General features: G+C 47.5%; 16 protein-coding genes and 1 riboswitch. Of the genes, 5 read left to right on the forward strand and 11 right to left on the reverse strand.

The annotated features are described in order from the left end of the window. Positions 1-47: 47 nt before the first annotated feature. The 7 genes from QMZ64_RS13930 to sspJ form a co-directional block, all read right to left on the reverse strand. Positions 48-1805, reverse strand: a complete 1758-nt coding sequence (locus QMZ64_RS13930) for a sensor histidine kinase (protein WP_265625684.1) — start codon at positions 1803-1805, stop codon at positions 48-50. Next, positions 1802-2530 carry a response regulator transcription factor gene (locus QMZ64_RS13935; RefSeq protein WP_265625683.1) on the reverse strand — a complete coding sequence of 243 codons (729 nt, stop codon included), beginning with the start codon at positions 2528-2530 and terminating at the stop codon, positions 1802-1804. Before QMZ64_RS13935 ends, QMZ64_RS13930 begins: the two co-directional genes overlap by 4 nt. 372 nt (positions 2531-2902) lie before the next feature. Next, positions 2903-3670, reverse strand: a complete 768-nt coding sequence (locus QMZ64_RS13940) for an ABC transporter ATP-binding protein (protein ID WP_265627902.1) — start codon at positions 3668-3670, stop codon at positions 2903-2905. A gap of 63 nt (positions 3671-3733) precedes the next feature. Then, on the reverse strand, positions 3734-4747 hold the full coding sequence (locus QMZ64_RS13945) for a FecCD family ABC transporter permease (protein ID WP_243942188.1): 1014 nt from the start codon (positions 4745-4747) through the stop codon (positions 3734-3736). Continuing rightward, on the reverse strand, positions 4747-5811 hold the full coding sequence (locus QMZ64_RS13950) for a FecCD family ABC transporter permease (RefSeq protein ID WP_265625682.1): 1065 nt from the start codon (positions 5809-5811) through the stop codon (positions 4747-4749). Before QMZ64_RS13950 ends, QMZ64_RS13945 begins: the two co-directional genes overlap by 1 nt. A gap of 156 nt (positions 5812-5967) precedes the next feature. Continuing rightward, the gene (locus QMZ64_RS13955; protein WP_265625681.1) at positions 5968-7371 is read right to left on the reverse strand and encodes an amino acid permease; all 1404 of its coding nucleotides are present in this window, start codon (positions 7369-7371) and stop codon (positions 5968-5970) included. Positions 7372-7485: 114 nt separating this feature from the next. Beyond that, positions 7486-7662: riboswitch (Lysine riboswitch) on the reverse strand. A gap of 160 nt (positions 7663-7822) precedes the next feature. Then, the gene (gene sspJ, locus QMZ64_RS13960; protein WP_165428053.1) at positions 7823-7963 is read right to left on the reverse strand and encodes a small acid-soluble spore protein SspJ; all 141 of its coding nucleotides are present in this window, start codon (positions 7961-7963) and stop codon (positions 7823-7825) included. A 240-nt stretch (positions 7964-8203) separates the two neighbouring features. Here sspJ and QMZ64_RS13965 point away from each other — a divergent pair, with 240 nt between their 5' ends. From QMZ64_RS13965 to QMZ64_RS13975, 3 genes are all read left to right on the forward strand, one after another. Continuing rightward, positions 8204-8674 carry a metal-dependent hydrolase gene (locus QMZ64_RS13965; protein WP_165428054.1) on the forward strand — a complete coding sequence of 157 codons (471 nt, stop codon included), beginning with the start codon at positions 8204-8206 and terminating at the stop codon, positions 8672-8674. 99 nt (positions 8675-8773) lie between these two features. Further along, positions 8774-10633 (forward strand): LTA synthase family protein, encoded by a 1860-nt coding sequence (locus QMZ64_RS13970; RefSeq protein WP_265625679.1) that lies wholly within the window; start codon positions 8774-8776, stop codon positions 10631-10633. A 199-nt stretch (positions 10634-10832) separates the two neighbouring features. Beyond that, on the forward strand, positions 10833-12284 hold the full coding sequence (locus tag QMZ64_RS13975) for an MDR family MFS transporter (RefSeq protein ID WP_265625678.1): 1452 nt from the start codon (positions 10833-10835) through the stop codon (positions 12282-12284). A 39-nt stretch (positions 12285-12323) separates the two neighbouring features. On the opposite strand, the gene QMZ64_RS13980 is transcribed toward QMZ64_RS13975, so the two are convergent. Continuing rightward, on the reverse strand, positions 12324-13163 hold the full coding sequence (locus QMZ64_RS13980; protein ID WP_020452931.1) for an aldo/keto reductase: 840 nt from the start codon (positions 13161-13163) through the stop codon (positions 12324-12326). Between the two features lie 87 nt (positions 13164-13250). Next, the gene (locus QMZ64_RS13985; protein ID WP_020452932.1) at positions 13251-14111 is read right to left on the reverse strand and encodes an ROK family protein; all 861 of its coding nucleotides are present in this window, start codon (positions 14109-14111) and stop codon (positions 13251-13253) included. A 264-nt stretch (positions 14112-14375) separates the two neighbouring features. Between QMZ64_RS13985 and QMZ64_RS13990 the strand changes: the two genes are divergently transcribed. Both QMZ64_RS13990 and QMZ64_RS13995 read left to right on the forward strand, forming a co-directional pair. Further along, on the forward strand, positions 14376-15515 hold the full coding sequence (locus QMZ64_RS13990; RefSeq protein ID WP_265625677.1) for an aminotransferase class V-fold PLP-dependent enzyme: 1140 nt from the start codon (positions 14376-14378) through the stop codon (positions 15513-15515). A 61-nt stretch (positions 15516-15576) separates the two neighbouring features. After that, positions 15577-15987 carry a DUF5412 domain-containing protein gene (locus QMZ64_RS13995; RefSeq protein WP_265625676.1) on the forward strand — a complete coding sequence of 137 codons (411 nt, stop codon included), beginning with the start codon at positions 15577-15579 and terminating at the stop codon, positions 15985-15987. A gap of 267 nt (positions 15988-16254) precedes the next feature. On the opposite strand, the gene helD is transcribed toward QMZ64_RS13995, so the two are convergent. Beyond that, the gene (helD, locus tag QMZ64_RS14000; RefSeq protein ID WP_265625675.1) at positions 16255-18591 is read right to left on the reverse strand and encodes an RNA polymerase recycling motor HelD; all 2337 of its coding nucleotides are present in this window, start codon (positions 18589-18591) and stop codon (positions 16255-16257) included. A 179-nt stretch (positions 18592-18770) separates the two neighbouring features. Then, entirely contained in the window at positions 18771-19379 is a 609-nt protein-coding gene (locus tag QMZ64_RS14005) for a trimeric intracellular cation channel family protein (protein WP_243942172.1), read from the reverse strand. Positions 19380-19444: the final 65 nt, after the last annotated feature.

Raw genomic sequence — 19444 nt, forward strand, 5'->3', positions numbered from 1 at the left:
AAGAAGCCTAAAGGCAATAACCTTTGGCTTCTTCTTTTTCATACCGCTTATTTGGTGGCTTTAGGGTTTTTCTTAAATTCCATCGTAATTTCCGTCCCGCTGCCTGTCCGGCTGTCAACTGCGATACAGCCGTCGTGAAGGTGGACAAGTTCCAAAGAAATCGCAAGGCCGAGACCGCTTCCTTCTGTCGCATCTTTTGTATGCGTTCCTCTGTAGTAGCGGTTAAATAAATTTGAGACGGTTTCCGAGTCCATGCCTCTTCCGTTGTCTTGAATTTTAAGAATAATATATTGCTTGGTTTCTTCAAGGATCACCTTGATATCAGTGCCTTTTTTGTTATGCTTGACGGCGTTGGCGAGAAGGTTTTCCAGGACTCTTCTGAACCAGCCTCTGTCTATCGCAAACTCGGTATCTTCTTGCGTATATTCAAAAGAAACGTTGTACCCTTCCGAAAACGAATGGCGCTTAAACTCTTCAACGAAGCTTTTTAAAAACGGCACAAGCCTCACTGTCTGGCGTTTAATCGGCAAGGCGTCGTTCTTCAGCCTGTACGTCAAATTCAGGTCTTCGATGAGCTGTGACATGTAGTCCGATTTTTCTTTCATCGCCTGGCCGATTTCACGGATTTCTTCTTTTGACCACTCATAGTTTGGAGACTCCAGCATCATACTGTAGCCGTAAATCGTGCTGAGCGGCGTTTTTAAATCATGGGAGAGCCCCGCGATCCATTCCTCCCGGGTCGTTTGGATTTTCTTGCGGTTTTGCTCGTCTTTTTTCAGCGTTTCCGTCAGCTGCTCCATCGATTCAAACACTTCTGTGAACAACCGGTACGGCTGTTTTCGCTTCCCTTTTTTGTTCCGGCTTTGCGGGCGGCCTTTCCGATTTCTCGGCTCTTCAAATCGCCCTTTTGAAAGGTTGACGATCCATTTAATCGTATGGATGATCGGCATGCCGAACCTGAAAGAATACCAAATCGTCATGGAAGACATCAATACGATCAGAACGCCGATCACGAGCAGAACGATTTTTAAAGCGAGCCCGATCATCGTCCTATTGAACTCGTGGTCCGGATTATAAATCGGGTTCGGGGTAGCGGCGATCAGCCATTCTGTCGCGCTTAAGCGCCTGTATGAAAACTCGTGCTCGTAGTTCCACGGCTTTGATCCGTATTTTAAAAGCTCCAGCTCAGTGATTCCCTGGCTGTAATCTATGTCCTGATAGACCGAGTCCAACATTTTTCCTTTTTCGCTGAACAGATAAACCGATCCTTTGTTTTTCTTGATGAAATCAAGCGTACTTTTTTTATAGGAAGAAAGATCCGCCATATTCTTTTCTTCTTTTTCCAAATAGGACAGGATCGTATCGCTTTTCGACTCCCAGCCGAATAAAATCACGTAGTCTTCATCATTGAAATTGGCAGACCAGAAATTGACTTGATATTTTTTGATTCTTTTTTTGTCAAAGACTGATACGAGGTCTTCCTTGTGGTACTGCCTCTGAATTTCCGGAGGAAGACGGTAGGAATAAACGGTTTTCTCCTTGCCGTCTAATATTTGAAGCCAGCCTCCCTGTTTGTCGATCGCCGATTTCAAGATATCTTCAATCTGCCAATTGTTATTGTCATCCACACTGACCCAGCTTTCAAACGTGTCTGATGTGGCTTTTGCCAAGCCTGTATCCGCCTCGCTCTCGCTTAACCGGAGAGCGAAAAAGATGAAGGATAACAGCAGAGTGGCGAGGACAAGACCGAGAATCAGGAAAATCTGGCTGACAAAATGGAGAACGAGCTTTCCTCTCAGCTTCATCCTTCGCTCTCTTTTCTTGCAGGATTGGGAACGAACTTATAGCCAAGACCGCGAATCGTGACGATATATTCGGGGCTGCTCGGGTCTTTTTCGATTTTCTCCCTCAGTTTTCTGATATGTACCATAACAGTGTTGCTGTCTCCGTAAGATGGAACGCCCCACACTTTTTCATAAATTTGGTCCTTGGAAAGCACTCTGTTCGGATGATCGCAAAAATATTGCAGAAGCTGGAGAAGCTGTGCGGAGCAGCTGACTGTTTCTCCGTCCACGATCAGCTCCGCAAAATCGGGATGAAATATAAACCGTTCATATTCGTAGGCTGAAGATACCGAAGCAGCCGCGACTTCTTTATGTATATACGTTCTTTTTAAATGCGCTTTAATCCTGGCGATTAATTCCAGAGGATTAAAAGGTTTTGTAATATAATCATCGGCCCCGTAGGCAAAACCTGACAGTTTATCGAGGTCGGATGTCTTCGCCGTTAAAAAGAAGATCGGAGCGTTGGTATGCCGCCTGATTTCAGGGGATACGTCAAATCCTGTCTGTCCCGGCATCATGACATCGAGAAGTATTAAGTGCACGGTATCCTTTTTCACGATGTCGAGCGCTTCTTCTGCGCTGCTCGCGGTCAGCACTTCTGAAAATCCTTCCTTCTTGAGGACTCGCTTGACCATTTGAACAATGGCGTCTTCGTCATCCACAATCAAAATTGTCGCATTTTCCAAAATCCTTCTTTCCTTTCTGTCTATATCGTGTTTTGATATCCTCATCTTACCATCTATTATATCTTTATCGGCACCCGTTTTCTGATTTTAAAGTAAAAATAAACTTTTTTAGAAATGATTTTTTACTTTTCGAAATCATGGAATAAAAAAACAGACATCGTCTGATGTCTGTCCAGATTGTTGACAAAATCCCAAAACGGCTTTTTGTTTTGGGATTTTGTCATTCCTTCAGCGTGATTGAAAACCCTTGCAGTCTAGGAAGGCCGAGCATCGGAGCGGAGCGAATGTTGGAATTCGTGAGCACCGACGCGCTGGCCTGACAACGAATGCGAGGGTTTGTCGACACGCTGAACAGACATCGTCTGATGTCTGTCAGCCGGTTGCCAGCCTCTGATCCTCTTCTTTTTTCAATAGATCATAAGTCAGGCAAACCGGTTTTCCTGTTCGCGGGTCTAAAATAATTTCAGCATCAATCTGAAACACCTTTTTCAATACATCTGATGTCATGACTTCATGAGGAGCGCCCTCTTTGACAATCACACCGGAGTTCAGCGCCACCATGTGATGGGCAAAGCGGGCGGCATGGTTGAGGTCGTGAATAACCATCAAAATCGTCCGGCCTTCTTCTTTGTTGAGCTTTTCCAGCAGTTGCAGAATTTCAAGCTGGTGCGCCAAGTCCAAATAGGTTGTCGGTTCGTCGAGCAGCAAGAGCTCCGTTTCCTGGGCAAGAGCCATCGCAATCCAGACGCGCTGGCGCTGTCCCCCGGAAAGGGCTTCGATCGGCCGGTCATAAAAAGGCAGCATTCCTGTTACTTCGAGAGACCATTCAACCATGCGGCGGTCATCGGCCGAGAGCCTGCCCATTCCCTTTTGATGAGGAAAACGGCCGTAAGAAACGAGCTCATATACGGTCAGACCGCCTGGCGCCTCAGGGGTCTGCGGAAGAATCGCCATCTGTTTGGCTATATCTTTCGTCGACATTTGGTGGATCGCTTTGCCATTTAAATAAACGGCGCCCGTTCTCGAACGCTGTATGCGCGCCATCGTTTTTAATATGGTTGACTTGCCGCACCCGTTCGGACCGATCATGGTCGTCACTTTTCCTTTTGGTATGTGGAGGTTTAAGTTTTCGACTATCATCTGTTCGCCGTAGCCGATCCCCAGGTTGTTTGTTGAAAGAGACACCTTGCACCCTTCCCTTCTTTAATTTGTTTTCATGAGCAAATAGATAAAGTACGGCGCGCCTAAAGCGGCAATGACTAACCCGACGGGAATTTCCGAAGGCGCCAGTATCATTCTTCCGATTAAGTCCGCCAGCAAAAAGAGCAATGCTCCTGTCAACGCGGAAGCCGGGATTAAAAGCTGATGCTTCGGCCCGACAAGCCTTCTGGCAATATGCGGAGCCACGAGACCGAGAAACGTAATATTCCCTCCAGCCGCTACACACGCGCCGCTCAGCGCGGCTGCCGACAGAAGCAGTGTGCGCCGCTCCTTTTCAACTGCCGTTCCAAGCCCTGTTGCGAGCTGATCGCCTAGATTCAGCACGTTTAAATAGCGCGCTTTGTAGAGGATAAAAGGAAGCAGCACGACAATCCAGGGCAGCACGGCCGAGACAAAGCTCCAGTTCGAACTCCATATATTTCCTGACAGCCAAACAGCCGCCTGCATAAAGTCATTCGGGTCCATTTTCAGCTGCAGCATTAAGATGGCCGCCGAAAACGCCGCATTCACTCCGATGCCGACCAGAACGAGGCGAATGGGATTCAAACCTTTTTTCCACGCCAGCAAATAGATGGAAACGACTGCAAAGCAGGCTCCCAAAAATGCGAAAATCGGCAGGGAAAAAACGAATCCTTTTTGCAGATTGCCAACATCCCCCTGAAAATAGAAGATGAACAGCACAACGGCAAAACCTGCTCCCGTATTGATGCCCAATATCCCCGGATCGGCCAGGTCATTCCGCGATATCCCCTGCCAGACGGCTCCGGAGACAGCAACTCCCGCACCGATCAGCATGGCGAGGATCATGCGCGGCAAACGGAATTCAAATAATACAAGTTCATCCTGCGGTGTTCCGAAGCCGAACAGTGTTTTCAATGTATCAAGCGGGGCGATGCGGATTTCTCCCATGTTCATGCTTAGTAAAAACACGGCGACCGTCAGCACGGCCATGACGAGCATCACCGCAGCCGCCCGTCTGTTGTTTTTCTTGAGCATTACAGTCCACTCCTTTCCCTGCGGGCCAGATAGAGAAAGAATGGTACGCCGACAAGCGCCGTGACTGCTCCGACAGGTGTTTCGAACGGCGGGTTGACCAGCCTTGCCGCAATATCCGCATAGATCAGCAGGACGGCGCCAAGCACCGCTGAGCATGGAATGATCCAGCGGTAATCAACCCCGACCAGAAAGCGGGTAATATGCGGAATGATCAATCCGATAAAACCGATCGCCCCGGCAACGGACACAGCGGCACCCGTCAGCAGAACAACCGACACGATTCCGATCGCTTTAACCGTCTTCGTATATTGACCGAGCCCTTTCGCCAGCTCCTCTCCCAAGCTTAGAACCGTAATGGAACGGGCGATGACAAAAACGACGGCCAAACCGAGCGCTGCCGCCGGAACCAACAACTGAATGCTGAGCCATTTCGTGCCGGCAACACCTCCGGCATACCAAAAACTGACGTCGCGCGCCACATCAAAATGGATCGCGATGCTCGTAGAAAGAGCGCTCAGAAACGTGCCGACAGCCGTACCGGCCAAAGCCAGCTTTACAGGCGTAAGACCGCCTTTTGAAAACATTCCGATCGCAAAAACGAGCCCCGCTCCAAGACCCGCGCCGGCAAACGACCAGATCATCAGCCCGACCGATGAGGTACCCGGAAAAAAAGCAAACGCGACAGCAATTGCAAAAGCTGATCCGTGCGTGACGCTCATAATTTCCGGCGATGCGAGAGGGTTTCTCGTCATCCCCTGCATCACGGCTCCGGAAACCGCCAGGCAGGCGCCCACAAGAGCCGCACTTACCGTCCTTGGCAGTCTGAGTTCCTGAATAATTTGATGGGCCGTATTTTTCGCATCAAAATGAAAAATGGCGTCCCAAACCGTTCCAAGCTTTATATCAGCCGCACCGAGCGCAATCGATAATGCGGCGCCAAACAGCAGCAGCATGATTCCGCCGGCCAGGACAAAAACAGCTCCGAGCGGACGGCTGATCGGTCTCTGTTCTTCATCAGGGCCATCCGCGCTGTTGATACGATGTATGTTTTTGTAAGAACTCACTCGATGCCATTCCTTTCGATCTTTTTAACCGATAACGATTATCATTTTCATTTTAAAGTATAACAGGCCTAAGCGGAAATTTTAATCAAAAATTTCGGCGGGAATCAAAAAGCCAGCCGATCTTCTGCTAAAAGACCCGGCTGGCAAAGAACTTTATCACACTTGATTATTTTTGAACTTTTTGTAGACGAACGGGTAGATCGCAAGACCGACGAAAAACAGCCCGATTCCCAAGATAAAGGTGGTCAAGTCAGACGTGCCTGAAACGATGACCCATAAAGAATACGCCAGAGCAGCCAAGGCGATTATGCCGTCCCCTGTTCTTGAACCTTTCAGTTCGCCGTATGTCTCCCCTTTGAGGATGAGCTTCAAGCTGAAAACAGCCGCCACGAGATAAGGCACAAGGTAAGCGAGCGTCGCCGACGTTGTTAAAAACGTAAAGGCCTCGCTGATCGTTCCCGAAACCGTTGAGAAAATAAAGATCTGCGACATCACGTTTGTGACGATCAATGAATTGACAGGGCTTCCCTTTTTGTTCGTTTTCGCAAAGAAAGCAGGAAAATCACCGGCCTTTGCCGCCTGATAAGGAACCTCTGCACCGATTAAAATCCAGCCGAGCATCGATCCGAACAAAGAAACGATTGCCAAGACTGCCATAATCACGCTGCCAAAGCTGCCGATGATCACGTGCAGCACATCAACGAACGGTTTATCTGATGCCTGGAGCTGATCGTGCGGGATGACGCCCATCGTTATTAAAGTGATGATCATATAAATGCCGAGCGCAATTAACAGTCCGGTAATCGTCGCGCGTTTGACATCGCGCTGGGATGATGCGCGCCCTGATAAGATCACCGCAGACTCGATGCCGACAAACGCCCACAGCGTTGAAATCGCCGCATTGTGAACCTGTCCGCCCAGCCCAATACTTTTGCCTTCTGATTCGATTGGAAAATAAAATGATTCGAATAAAGCCGTTTGAAAAACGAACAAACCTGCAACAATAAACAGGACAAACCCAACCACTTTGGAAAAAGTCGCTAAAAAGTTCAGTTTGCCCGCTCCATTTATGCTGGAGACTAAGATGAAATGCGTCCCCCATAACAAAATTGTACACACGATAAATGTCAAGAGCTGGCCGAGTGTAACGGGGTGGCCGCCGAGTTCAATCACTTCGCGTCCGTCAGTTAAGATCGGCAGGAAAGTCGTCAAATAGCCTGCAAGGCTTGTAATGATGGCCACGTTGCTGATCCAGCTTGCCACCCAATACCCCCATACCATTGTAAAACCTGCCGCATTCCCTTTTTTAGTGTCTGAGAATAAAGCTCTTGCATAGCTTTGCGGACCTGCTTTAAGATCCGGGCGGCGAATGGATAAATGACCGAATACAAGGGCGATCATCAGCACCCCCGCACCCGTCACCAGCCATGCCGCCGTTACGCCGAACGGGCTTGCCGTCTGAGCGAGTGTGCTGGGGAGCATAAAAATCCCTGAGCCGACCATATTGCCGACAACAAAAGCGGTAAGAAGCCAGAAGCCCCATTTTTTTGTCTGTTCCATAAGATATAACCTCCGAGCATTTTATAAAAAATATGCCGGACCAGACCGTGAGATCATTCAAAATAAAAAAAGCATGAACAAAAGTCCATGCTTTGGTTAAACATACACTCTTGATCTCCGGATAGCCCTCCGCGGGAAAACCCGCGGCAGTCCTGCACTTATTCAATGCAGACCCAGCATAAAGAATGAATGGCTTCCTTATGCTTCGGCGCTGATGCCTTTTGCATATGATCATCGGCCCCATCAGCCTCACACATGCGACTCATCATCCACGCAACCTCTACCTCACTAAGAGTTAAGAGTGAGGATTTATCACATATTCTGAAAAGAGGTTACCAGAGAAATTTTAATCTGTCAAAGGGAAGTGATGGAAAAAACGGACAGCCGCGCCAAAAGGCCGCCTGTTTTGGCAGCCTTCTGCAGAATGGAAGGCGGCGCTTCCATCTGGCATTTATCGGTTGTTTTTCTTTTTGTTGACCGCCTCTTGCAAAGGGTCTCCTTTCAGCGCTTGTCCTGCGTCTTCAAGCGCCCCCCGAACGGCGTGTTGGTCCTTTTCCTTATTTCCTCTATCTTTATTGAAGAAAATACCCAAATGAATCACCTCTTTAAAAATGTGGTACAATTTTAATTTGGCTTATCACTTTAAAATTATGCAGAACCTTGAATGTGTTTTTTAACTGAAAACACCATATTCTAGATGTAAACATGCTGATTGCCTCAGGAAAATGCGTTTTTTTGGCTGACAAGTTGCCACCATCTGTCTTGAAGGCCGCCAGAACTCTTGATATAGTTTTCATTAGGAAATTGTTATAGGTCTTAAAGGAGAAGCGATATGACAGGAAAAACACACATCATGGGAGGGGTCGCTTCTTGCACGGCTGCTGCTTATTTTTACGGATATGATCCAGTGTTCATGACAGCTTCGGGCGTTATCGGAGCATTGATTCCGGATATTTGCCATACAAAGAGCAAGATCGGCAGAAGGCTTCCGGTTTTATCAGCAGTGGTCAGTTCTGTCTTCGGGCACAGGACGTTTACACACAGCCTTCTCTTTTTACTCATCACGGCATTTGCGGCACATTTATATTTTACAGATCAGAGCATACTTGTCGGATTGATGGCCGGAATGGCGAGCCATCTGCTCCTTGATGCCGGGACTGTAAACGGCATCAAACTTTTCTTTCCATCCGCCATTAAGGTTCGGCTGCCCCTTTATATTAAAACCGGCGGGAAGGCGGAACAAGGCGTTCTGGCTGTGCTCACCGTTGTTTCGTGCTATTTTATTGCGAACTTGATCGCCTGACGAAAGGGACGGTTTGACCGATTGCTGTATTATGCTTTGTTCAGTCGTTTTATTTTGGTGTTCTTTACCTGCTGGGATTATATGTGAGGAGCTATTTATATGAAAGAACATTTTTTTAAAAAGCAGTGGTTTTTATGCCTATCCATATTTTTCATGTGGATGAAGACGTATTTCATCTACAAGCTGGGCTTTAATTTACAAATCGACAACGCACTTCAGGAATTGATCCTGTTTATCAACCCGCTTAGCTTTCTCATCCCTGTACTCGGCATCAGCCTCTTTTTTCGCGAAAAAACGCAGCGCCTCTATTTAATCGGGGCTAATGTCGTCCTGACGGGCATCTTGATTGCAAACAGCATTTTCTATGGTTTCTACATCGATTTCATCACCGTTCCCGTCCTGTTCCAGGCAAAAAACCTCGGGGGGCTTGGGAGCAGTTTTCAGGAGCTGTTCAATCCGATTTTCATCGCGCTTTTTCTGGATTTGGCTCTTTTGGTCTGGCTGGCAAAAACGCGCGCAAGAACCGGCAAAAAGCTTTCCGCTAAAGCCGTTAAGATCTACTACGCGGCAGCCGCCGGAACGGTGCTGTTTAATCTCGCCCTGTCGGAGCTGGATCAGCCGAAGTTTTTAAGCTACTCCTACGACAGGGAAGTGCTTGTAAAAAACATCGGCTTATATCAGTTTCATCTGTTGGACGGCATTTCACAGACCTTTAATTTGACACAGAAAGCGGTCGCTGATGAAAACAGCCTGGCAACGATCGAGAACTACACAAACGCCGACTACAGCAAACCGAACCAGGATAAGTTCGGGATAGCCGAAGGACGAAACGTCATCTTTGTAACGCTTGAATCCACTCAGACATTTGTCATCAATGAAAAGGTGAACGGCCAGGAAATCACGCCGTTCCTGAACAAATTCATTCAAAAAAGCTATTATTTCGACCATTTTTATCAGCAGACCGAACAGGGAAAAACGTCCGATTCGGAATTCATTGTCGCCAATTCGCTCTATCCGTCTCTGAGCGGTTCCGTGTTTTTTACGAAGAGTGAAAATGCGTATAATTCGATGTATAAAACACTGGCGAACCACGATTACAGAACATCGGTATTCCACGCCAACCATAAAAAATTCTGGAACAGGGACGTCATGTACAAAGCCCTTGGCATCGACAGCTTTTATGACGTCTCCTATTTTCATGTGACACCTGAAAATTCAACGGGCTGGGGACTGAAGGATAAGGAGTTTTTAACGCAATCGGCCGACTTGATGAAAGACTTGCCGCAGCCCTTTTACAGCAACCTGATCACATTGACGAACCACTTTCCGTTCCAAATTGATGATAAGGATAAGCTGATCGATGAATACGACTCGGACAGTGAGATTTTAAACCGGTATGTCACGACTGTACGCTATGAAGACGAATCATTGAAGCATTTCATTGCAAAACTGAAGAAAAACGGCCTTTACGACAATTCCGTGATCGTTTTCATGGGAGATCACTACGGCATATCAGAAGCGCACAACGATGCGCTGGCTCAATTTTTGGGCAAAGACGAAATCACCCCTTACGATACCGTTCAGCTGCAGCGTGTGCCGCTGATTATCCACATTCCGGGGGTAACGGATCAAGACCCGAAAACGATATCTGAAACAGGCGGACAGATTGATGTCAAACCGACATTGCTCCATTTGCTCGGAATTGATACAAAAGGCATGATTCAATTCGGTAATGACCTGTTTTCGAAAGAAAGAATGCCTTTCGCTGTGTTAAGAAACGGCAGCTTTATAACAGATAATTATATCTACACGAAAAATACGTGCTACAGCAAAAAAACCGGGGACATGATCAACGACAGTGAGGACAAATGCGGTCCGCTCATAGAGAAGGCGAATCAAGAGCTTTCCCTTTCCGATAAGATTATTAACGGTGATTTGCTGAGATTTTATAAAAAATAATCCGTCCCCTTTAAGCCGGATTCCCCCGGCTTAAAGGGGCTGTTTAAATTGAGGGACAGCTGGGTATTATATACCGAATGTTAAAAATGAACTTGCGGTTTTGCAGTTCCTTCGTTACCCTAAATAAAAAGAGAAGTTATTTCGAGTACCGATTATTTCATAAAGTGTTATAAAAAATGATAAATAAGAAGGTTTTAATATGAGTGAAACACAGCATAAGACAAATCAATTGCCGATTGTTGCCGTCTTGATTATGGGGACTTTTATCGCCATTTTGAATCAGACGCTATTGACGACGGCTTTGCCTCCGATCATGAGGGACTTAAACATTACGCCGGGGCTTGCCCAATGGCTGACGACCGTTTTTATGCTCGTGAATGGGATCATGATTCCAGTTACGGCTTTTTTAATTGAAAAATTCACGACGAGAAAGCTGTTCATGGCGGCAATGTCTTTATTTACGGCTGGGACTCTGATCTGCGCCTTGTCATTCAGCTTTCCGGCGCTGATTGCAGGACGCGTCGTCCAGGCGGCCGGCGCGGGCATCATGATGCCATTGATGCAGACAGTGCTTTTATTGATTTTCCCAAAAGAAAAGCGTGGATCAGCGATGGGAATGGTCGGGCTTGTGATTGCCTTCGCTCCCGCTGTCGGACCGACCCTGTCAGGCTGGATCGTCGACCGCTACCCTTGGGAAGTATTGTTTTATCTGTTGCTTCCGTTTGCCGTTATCGACATGATTGCCGCACACTTTATTTTAAAAAATGTCACCGAACAGACGTCACCTAAGATGGATGTTACTTCCATCATCTTGTCTTCACTTGGCTTCGGCGGCATTTTGTACGCCTTCAGCAGCGCCGGTGTTGCGGGCTGGACGGGTGCGGACGTGCTGGCTGGCTTCGCGGTCGGCAGCGTTACGCTGTTTTGGTTCATTTGGAGGCAGCTCCATTTGGAAGAACCGATTTTGGAATTCAGGGTATTTAAATATCCGATGTTTACACTTGCGACGATTATCGGGATGGTCGTCTTTATGTCGATGATCGGAGCGGCGACGATCGTGCCGATGTATATGCAGGATATGCGCCATTTCACGGCGATGGAATCGGGAATGATGCTGTTTCCGGGAGCTGTCGTGATGGGGCTGATGTCTCCGATTACCGGAAGAATTTTTGACAAAATCGGCGCGCGGATCTTGAGCATCACCGGTTTGACGGCGATCTTCGTGACCACATTGCTCTTGACCCATCTGACAAAGACGACGCCTTTTGCGTATTTGTCTGTCGTCTATGCGATTCGGATGGTCGGCATGGGGATGGTGCTCATGCCTGTTACAACAGCCGGCTTGAACCAGCTCCCGCGCCATTTGATTCCTCACGGAACGGCCATGAACAATACGATGAGACAGATGTCCGGATCGATCGGGACGGCTGTTCTCATCACCATCATGACACAGCGTGCGCTGGCCGATCCTGCCGGTCCGTCTTCGGATACAGCGATGATTCACGGCGTCAATCTGGCGTTTATGACCGCGGCCGCATTGTCGGGAATCGGATTGATTCTCTCATTCTTTATTAAGCAGCACCGCCGCGGACGGCTCGACGGCAGCAGAAGGAAACAAGCGAAAGGCCGCTTGGCCATTCATGAAAAATAATAAATCCCGGGTTTTTATGAACCCGGGATTTTCTTATGCTTATTCGAATCCGTGAACCATTGTGTCAGGATCGGGACCGACGCGCTCATCTTTGTTAAGAGCGTTGATTTTTTCGATATCTTCCGCTGTTAATTCAAAGTCAAATATGTCGGCATTTTCAATAATGCGGTGTTCTTTGATTGACTTCGGAATGGTAATGACTTCATTTTGCAAATCCCAGCGCAGGATGACTTGAGCGACGGATTTGTTGTATTTTTTAGCGATGTCAGTCAGCACTTGATCATCGAGGAGTTTTCCCTGCATGAGCGGAGACCATGCTTCCACCTGAATGCCCTGCTTTTTGCAGTAGTCCCTGAGCTCAGCCTGAGTCAGCCGCGGATGGAACTCAACCTGATTGACCATCGGTTTAATTTCCGCATCTTCCAATAAGCTTTCCAAATGGTGCACATTGAAGTTGCTGACGCCGATCGCTTTTACTCTGCCGTCTTTGTACAGCTTTTCAAGCGCGCGCCACGTATCTTTATATTTGTCTTTTCCAGGCCAATGAATCAAATATAAATCAAGGTAGTCAAGGCCGAGTTTTCGAAGGGTTTCATCAAAAGCCGCCAATGTTTTTTCATATCCCTGATCGCTGTTCCAAACCTTTGACGTGATGAAAAGCTCTTCGCGGGGAACGCCTGCTTCTTTAATCCCTTTGCCGACGCCTTCTTCGTTTTGATAGATAGCGGCTGTGTCAATGCTCCGGTATCCGTTTTTAATGGCTGCTTTCACAGATTCTACAACTTGGCTGCCTTCTTCCACTTTGAAAACTCCAAGTCCGAACCATGGCATTTTCACACCGTTATGTAATGTCACAGTATCCTTTAAACTGCTTACCATTTTGAACGACCACCTTTCTTTTTTTCATGCTTTTAAACGCACCGCTGTTATTATCTCACACTGGGTGGATTTTACAAAACAACTTGCTCAACCGGCTTCATAAGCCAAAGCGAGCGCACCGGTGATTCCCTGATCGTCGCCGAGACCCGGCGGCACGATGTATCCTTCAAGATCAGGCAGGTCAACATATCCGTTCATATATTCGGCAAGCTTTTTGCGAATCAGCGGGAACAGCTGCTGCTGCTTCATGACACCGCCGCCCATGATGATTTTTTCAGGGCACAGGATCAAGATATATTGCATGAGAGCCTGCGCTAAGTAGTCGGCTTCAATCTCCCAAACTTCCTCGTTTTCAGCCAAATCATTGCCCTTTTTCCCCCAGCGCTTTTCAAGCGCCGGACCCGATGCCATTCCTTCAAGGCAGTCCTTGTGATACGGACAGATTCCTTCAAACGTATCGTGCGGATGCCGTCTAATGAGAAGGTGACCCATTTCAGGATGGAGCGTGCTCTGCACGAGCCGGCCGCCGACAATCGCTCCTGCTCCGATTCCTGTACCGACTGTAATATACAAGCAGCTTTCCAAGCCTTGCGCCGCTCCTTTTGTCAGTTCGCCAAGCGCGGCAGCGTTTACATCAGTCGTAAACGAAACCGGTATGCCGAGCCTTTTTTTCAACTCGGGAATAAACGGGTACCCCTTCCAGGCTAATTTCGGCGTATTGGTTATGTATCCGTAATCCTCTTTATCTTTTGCAACGGATATAGGTCCAAAAGAGCCCACTCCCATTGATGTGAGCTGATACTTGCTGAAGAAATCAGTCAGTTTTCCAATAGTCTCTTCAGGAGTCTCCGTCGGGATCGTCAGCCTGTCAATGATTTCTCCTTTTTCTGTTCCAACTGCACAAACAAACTTTGTGCCTCCTGCTTCTATTGCACCGTAATGTTTCATCCTCTCGGCTCCTTTTCATCTGTTTGAATTGCTTTAATTGAATCATAAATCAGACGATGAAAGAAAGCAATCGCACTGAACAATGATTCACCAGAGCATGGGAGCTTTTGATGCTGACGGAAGAAAGCTTCCCGAAAATGTGACAGTTTTCAAACAGCTGCAGCGGTTGTTCTTTCGCTTAAAGAGGCTTCTGCCCGCTTAATTTCAACTGTGAAAAAGAGGATTTTTTCAGGCCCGCTCGAAGCTTTAATGAGGAGGGATATCATGAAGCATCCATTCCACACTTACCGTTCGTTATTTCCGATATTGTCTGGTCATGTTCACCTTGCCGCATGCTCCGGCAGCGCGTTGGCTCTGCCTGTTGCCAAAGCGGTTGATGAGTATCAGAACGGCCTTTTAACAGCCGGTGCAGACTGGAAAGCGCATCTCGACAAGATGGATGAAGCCAAGGAAAAATTTGCCCGGCTGATCGGCGCCGAAAAAGAAGAGATAGCCATTTTGCCGTCAGTATCTGACGCAGTGGCGGCTGTCGCTGCTTCATTGCCGCAGCCACCACACCGAAGGCAGATCGCCTTCACGGATATCGATTTTCCTGCCGTCGGCCAAATTTGGCTTGCGCAAGACCGCTTCAAAGATCACCTCATCATCATTCAAAGCGAAGACGGGATGATTGACTTGGAACAATACGAAAAAGACGTTACCGATCAGACGCTCTTGACTTGTGTACCCCATGCCGGCTATCGGAACGGGTTTAAACAAGATGTAAAACAGATTGCCGAGATTGTTCATCAAAAAGGGTCGCTTTTATTTGTCGACGCCTATCAAACCGCCGGACACATTCCGATTCATGTCAAAGACATGGATATCGACATCCTTGCGGCGGGAACGCGCAAGTACATGCTCGGCATTCCCGGAACGGCTTTTTTGTATATGAAACGCGAACTTTGCGGACAATTTGTGCCGAAGACGGCCGGCTGGTTCGGCAGGAACAAACCATTTGCCTTAGATTCATGCTTTGCGGAAGGTGCGACACGCTTCGAGTCGGGGACACCGTCATTTATCAGCATTTACGCGGCAGACGCGGCACTGAAGCTGCTGCTTGAAGCAGAGCCCGACAGGATCGAGCCCTACCTGCGGCAGCTCGCGGCATTCTCTTTGCAATACGGGGCGGAAAAAGGCCTGAAGATTGCAGGCCCCGAGACCGTACATAACAGAACAAGCCTGATCTCGGTGTATGCCGAAGAGGCGGGCCGTCTGGAAGCTCTCTTGCGTGAAAAGCATATCATCGTCTCAGCGCGAAACAACGTCATCAGAATAGCCCCGCATTTTTACAATACAAAGGAGGAAATCGGGTTTGTGATGGATGAAATGGCGGCGCTCTTGGCTAACCCTGCTTCAAAATAGACAGAATGCGATTTTTTCCTTAAACTATAAAAAAACAATTTTCATCAAGGAATGAGACAAATTGGAGCTTTATATTGACGGAGAAATAGAAGAGCAGAAGAAGTCCCCGTGCCGAAGCGTCTTGTTTGCCATTTTGGCTGTTTTGCTTGCGTCAGGCATTACGATCGGATATATCGTGTATACGCATTTTTACTCGATGAATCATCTGCCGAAAGGAAATTGGATTCAGTCTTCTGCTTCGCCGAATCAAGCATACAACCTGAATTTGTATAGCGTGAATAAAGGCGGGGGAACGAACTCCCCTTCCGTCAGAGGGGAATTGACAACGGTTGCCACCGGTGAACGAAAAAACATCTATTGGGGATACGAAGAAGAACATGCCAATATCGAATGGCAGGACAAATACCATGTGTCCATCAACAACAATGTGCTGGATGTCAGAACTGATATATATGATGGAAGAAGAGAGTGACAGCGTCACTCTCTTCAGATTGTTGACAAAATCCCAAAACGGCTCTTAGTTTTGGGATTTTGTCATCCCTTCAGCGTGATTGAAAACCCTTGCAGTCTAGGAAGGTCGAGCATCGGAGCGGACTTTCACAGGAGGTGATGACGGCGGCGTTCAGGCAGGACGCCTGGGCGATTAGCCGCCGACCCTTCTCCTATTTTCGTGAGCACCGACGCGCAGGCCTGACAACGAATGCGAGGGTTTGTCGACACGCTGAAGAGAGTGACAGCGTCACTCTCTTTTCGTGTACATATCATTTGAAACACCGTTTAAAAAATGCGTTTCCTTTCCAAGGGAAAAGAGATGGAGCTCATGCATCGCCCTCGTGCACGCCGTATAAAACAGAGTCCGCTCTCTTTCTTTTTTGTATTGTTTTTCAGAAGCGTCATAAATGACGACGGCATCAAATTCGATCCCTTTCGCCAAATAGACGGGAATGACGATCACGCCTTTTTGAAACGTTCTCGTTTCTTTATCGATCAGTTTAAGCTCTGTATGCTGCAGAAGATGCCGGTACGCATCCCTGCATTCCCGGACTGTTTTACAGATGACTGCAATCGTCTCAAGTCCTTCTTTTTGAAGAGCGCTCATAAGGGAAGCCATCTTTTTATGGTGTGCATGAAGGTCGTCCGATATTGTCAAAGTCGGTTTTTTGCCGTTCCTGTTAAAGGCTTCGATCTCTTCGCCTCCCTCAATGATGCGTTTTGTCAATTCAACAATTTCTTTCGTCGACCTGTAGCTGCGCTTCAAGGTGATGATCTCCGTTTTTTCGCCTTCAAACACGCCTCCCGACAGGAGCGTCTTATCGTGATAGGCATGGGCAAGAATCGCCTGGTTTAAGTCTCCCAGCATTGTGATGCTGCACGCGGGAAACAGGCTCTTCAAAAAAGCAAACTGAAAAGGCGTGTAATCCTGGGCTTCATCAATGAATAAATGGCGGATTGCCGTGTTTTTTCTCCCGCCTGTCAGCTGGTTTTTCATATATAAAAAAGGGACGGCATCTTCATACGGCAGCTTCTCAAAACGAAAGCTTTTCTGGGTGAATGTGCAAATGCTTTGCCAGTCATCAGGGCGGGTTTGCGGAGTATAGCGCCCGGAAAAAAGCTGAAGGTACGTTCCTTTAAAATCAATAAAGCCGAACGCTTTTACCGCTTGCTTGAGCGGCTTGAACTCCCTTTCGGCAATGATAGCGGCAAGGAGGTTTTGTTCCCTTTCATAATCGTCAAACGTATTCTCCGTAAAGCGCTGTTCTTCCTGAAGACGTTTGTAGGCCTTTAAATATTCCTCTTTATCCAGCAGCTCGCTTTCCTCGATGACCCAGTCTTTTTTTCTTTCTTGGCGTTCGTATTTGTTCAGCAGCTGTAACAGCCATTTTCCCGTTTGTTCAATCCGGTTGGACAGCGTATCTGCATGATCAAGGGCCGCGAAAAATTCCCGCACCTGATCGCTTGTAATGATCCTTTTTCCGCGAAAGGCGATATGTTTAAACACCAGATCCAGGTGCCCTTTTGCTAAACATTTGACGTAATCATCGATAATGCCTTTGAAGGCCAGACTGGATTTCAATTCGATCGATTTCATCCGGATGCGCTGCTCCTCATCGTCTGAAGCGGTTAAACAGTATTCGAGCTGATCGAACGGAGTCTCGCACGAAACCTGCCTTCCAAGGCGGCGCGCCACAAATTCCTGGAATGTCGTCTGCTGGATGTTTTCCTCTCCGAGCTCAGGCAGAACATGGGCGACATAGCTGTTAAAAAGCAGGTTTGGAGAGAATAGCAGCATCTGGCTCGACTCGATCTGCCCGCGGCCGCGGTACAGCAAATACGCAGCCCGCTGCAATGCTGCCGACGTTTTTCCGCTGCCAGCCGCTCCCCGAACAATTAAAAAGCGGCTCCTTTCGTTGCGAATAATCTGATTCTGTTCTTTTTGAATCGTGGCGACGATGCTTTTCATCTGAATATCTGCCTGCTGCCCCAGGACTTCCTGAAGGACTTCATCTCCAATTGCCATATCCGTATTAAACATCGCTTTCAGCCGGCCGTTTTTGAAGAGAAATTGCCTTTTCAGCTCAATCGTTCCCTTGACTGTCTCGTCCGGAACTTCGTATTGAGCCGCACCGGGACCGTAGTTGTAAAACAGACTGGAAATCGGCGCTCTCCAATCATAAATCAAAAACCGCTCTTCTTTTTCGTCCATTAAAGAGGCGAGTCCGATGTAGACGGATTCAGCGTTTTCTTCGCCATCCTCCAAAAAATCTACGCGGCCGAAATAAGGCGATTCTTTCACTTTTAACAAGTTTTTCAACTCATTGTAAAACTGCTTATGGCTCCTTTCCCTTTCAGCCAAAAACTCAGCCTGCTGTTTAATGCTAAAAAATGTTTCAACCGCTTCATTTTCATCGGCTAAGTTTACAGTGACATCGCTCCAGAAGTGTTTCCGTAAATCAATGATATCCTCCTTCAATCCGCCGGTCTTTCCCTTTAGAGAATGAAGCTTCTGATCCAATTCCTTTAAAACAAGCCGGATTCGTTTTTCCTCTTCCAGCCATTCCTGACCGTTTTCCTGCACGCTGACCACTCCCTAAAAAGATTTGACATCAAAAAAGATTCATGATAAAATAAAATTGGATAATACTATAATGTTTTAAATTTTGTGTTGAAATACACTTCATCTTATCATATTACCTTTGGTCAAATCAATATGAAAAGCCGATTTTTCAATCAACGAAAAATCGGCTTTTTTTCTATTCAGCTGTGGGACCGCAGCGAACGATTCGGCAGCTTCCAGTTAAACATGTACGAACATACGCGGCATGCGACCAGCATAGCAAACAGGATATACAGCGTGAGCGGCTTCTCCGCCCAGCCCATGCCGATAATGAATCCGCCCAAAGCGGCCCAAACGGCGTAGATCTCGGTTTTCAGCACGAGCGGCTTTCTTCCGGCCAAAAGGTCCCGAATCATTCCGCCGCCGCTTCCTGTTAAGACAGCCGCAACGATCACCGCGCTGACCGGATGGTTCATGTGAACGGCATAAAGCGCTCCCTGTATCGCAAATGCGGCAAGACCGATCGCATCTGAAAAGCTCCCCCAGATGCTCCAGTGCTTTAACAGGAGCTTCGGAAACAAAAAAACGATCGTGATCGAAACAAGAGCGATTAGAAACAGGCTCCCCTGCTCCCACAAGGCGGACACCGGAACTCCGATGAGCAGGTTTCTGATCGCCCCTCCGCCGAACGCCGTCACAATCCCCAATATATAAACTCCTAAAATATCATACTCTTCTTCCATTGCAACGATCGCTCCGCTGATCGCAAAAGCGACGGTGCCGATGATGCTCAACACTTCCCAAGCCATCTAAGGTGTCCTCCATACTAAACTTCAATCTTTTTGATTTTATAACTTCTCCAACCTTTAAATCA

This window comes from Bacillus sp. LB7, from assembly GCF_030449715.1.
Lineage (GTDB): Bacteria > Bacillota > Bacilli > Bacillales > Bacillaceae > Bacillus > Bacillus paralicheniformis.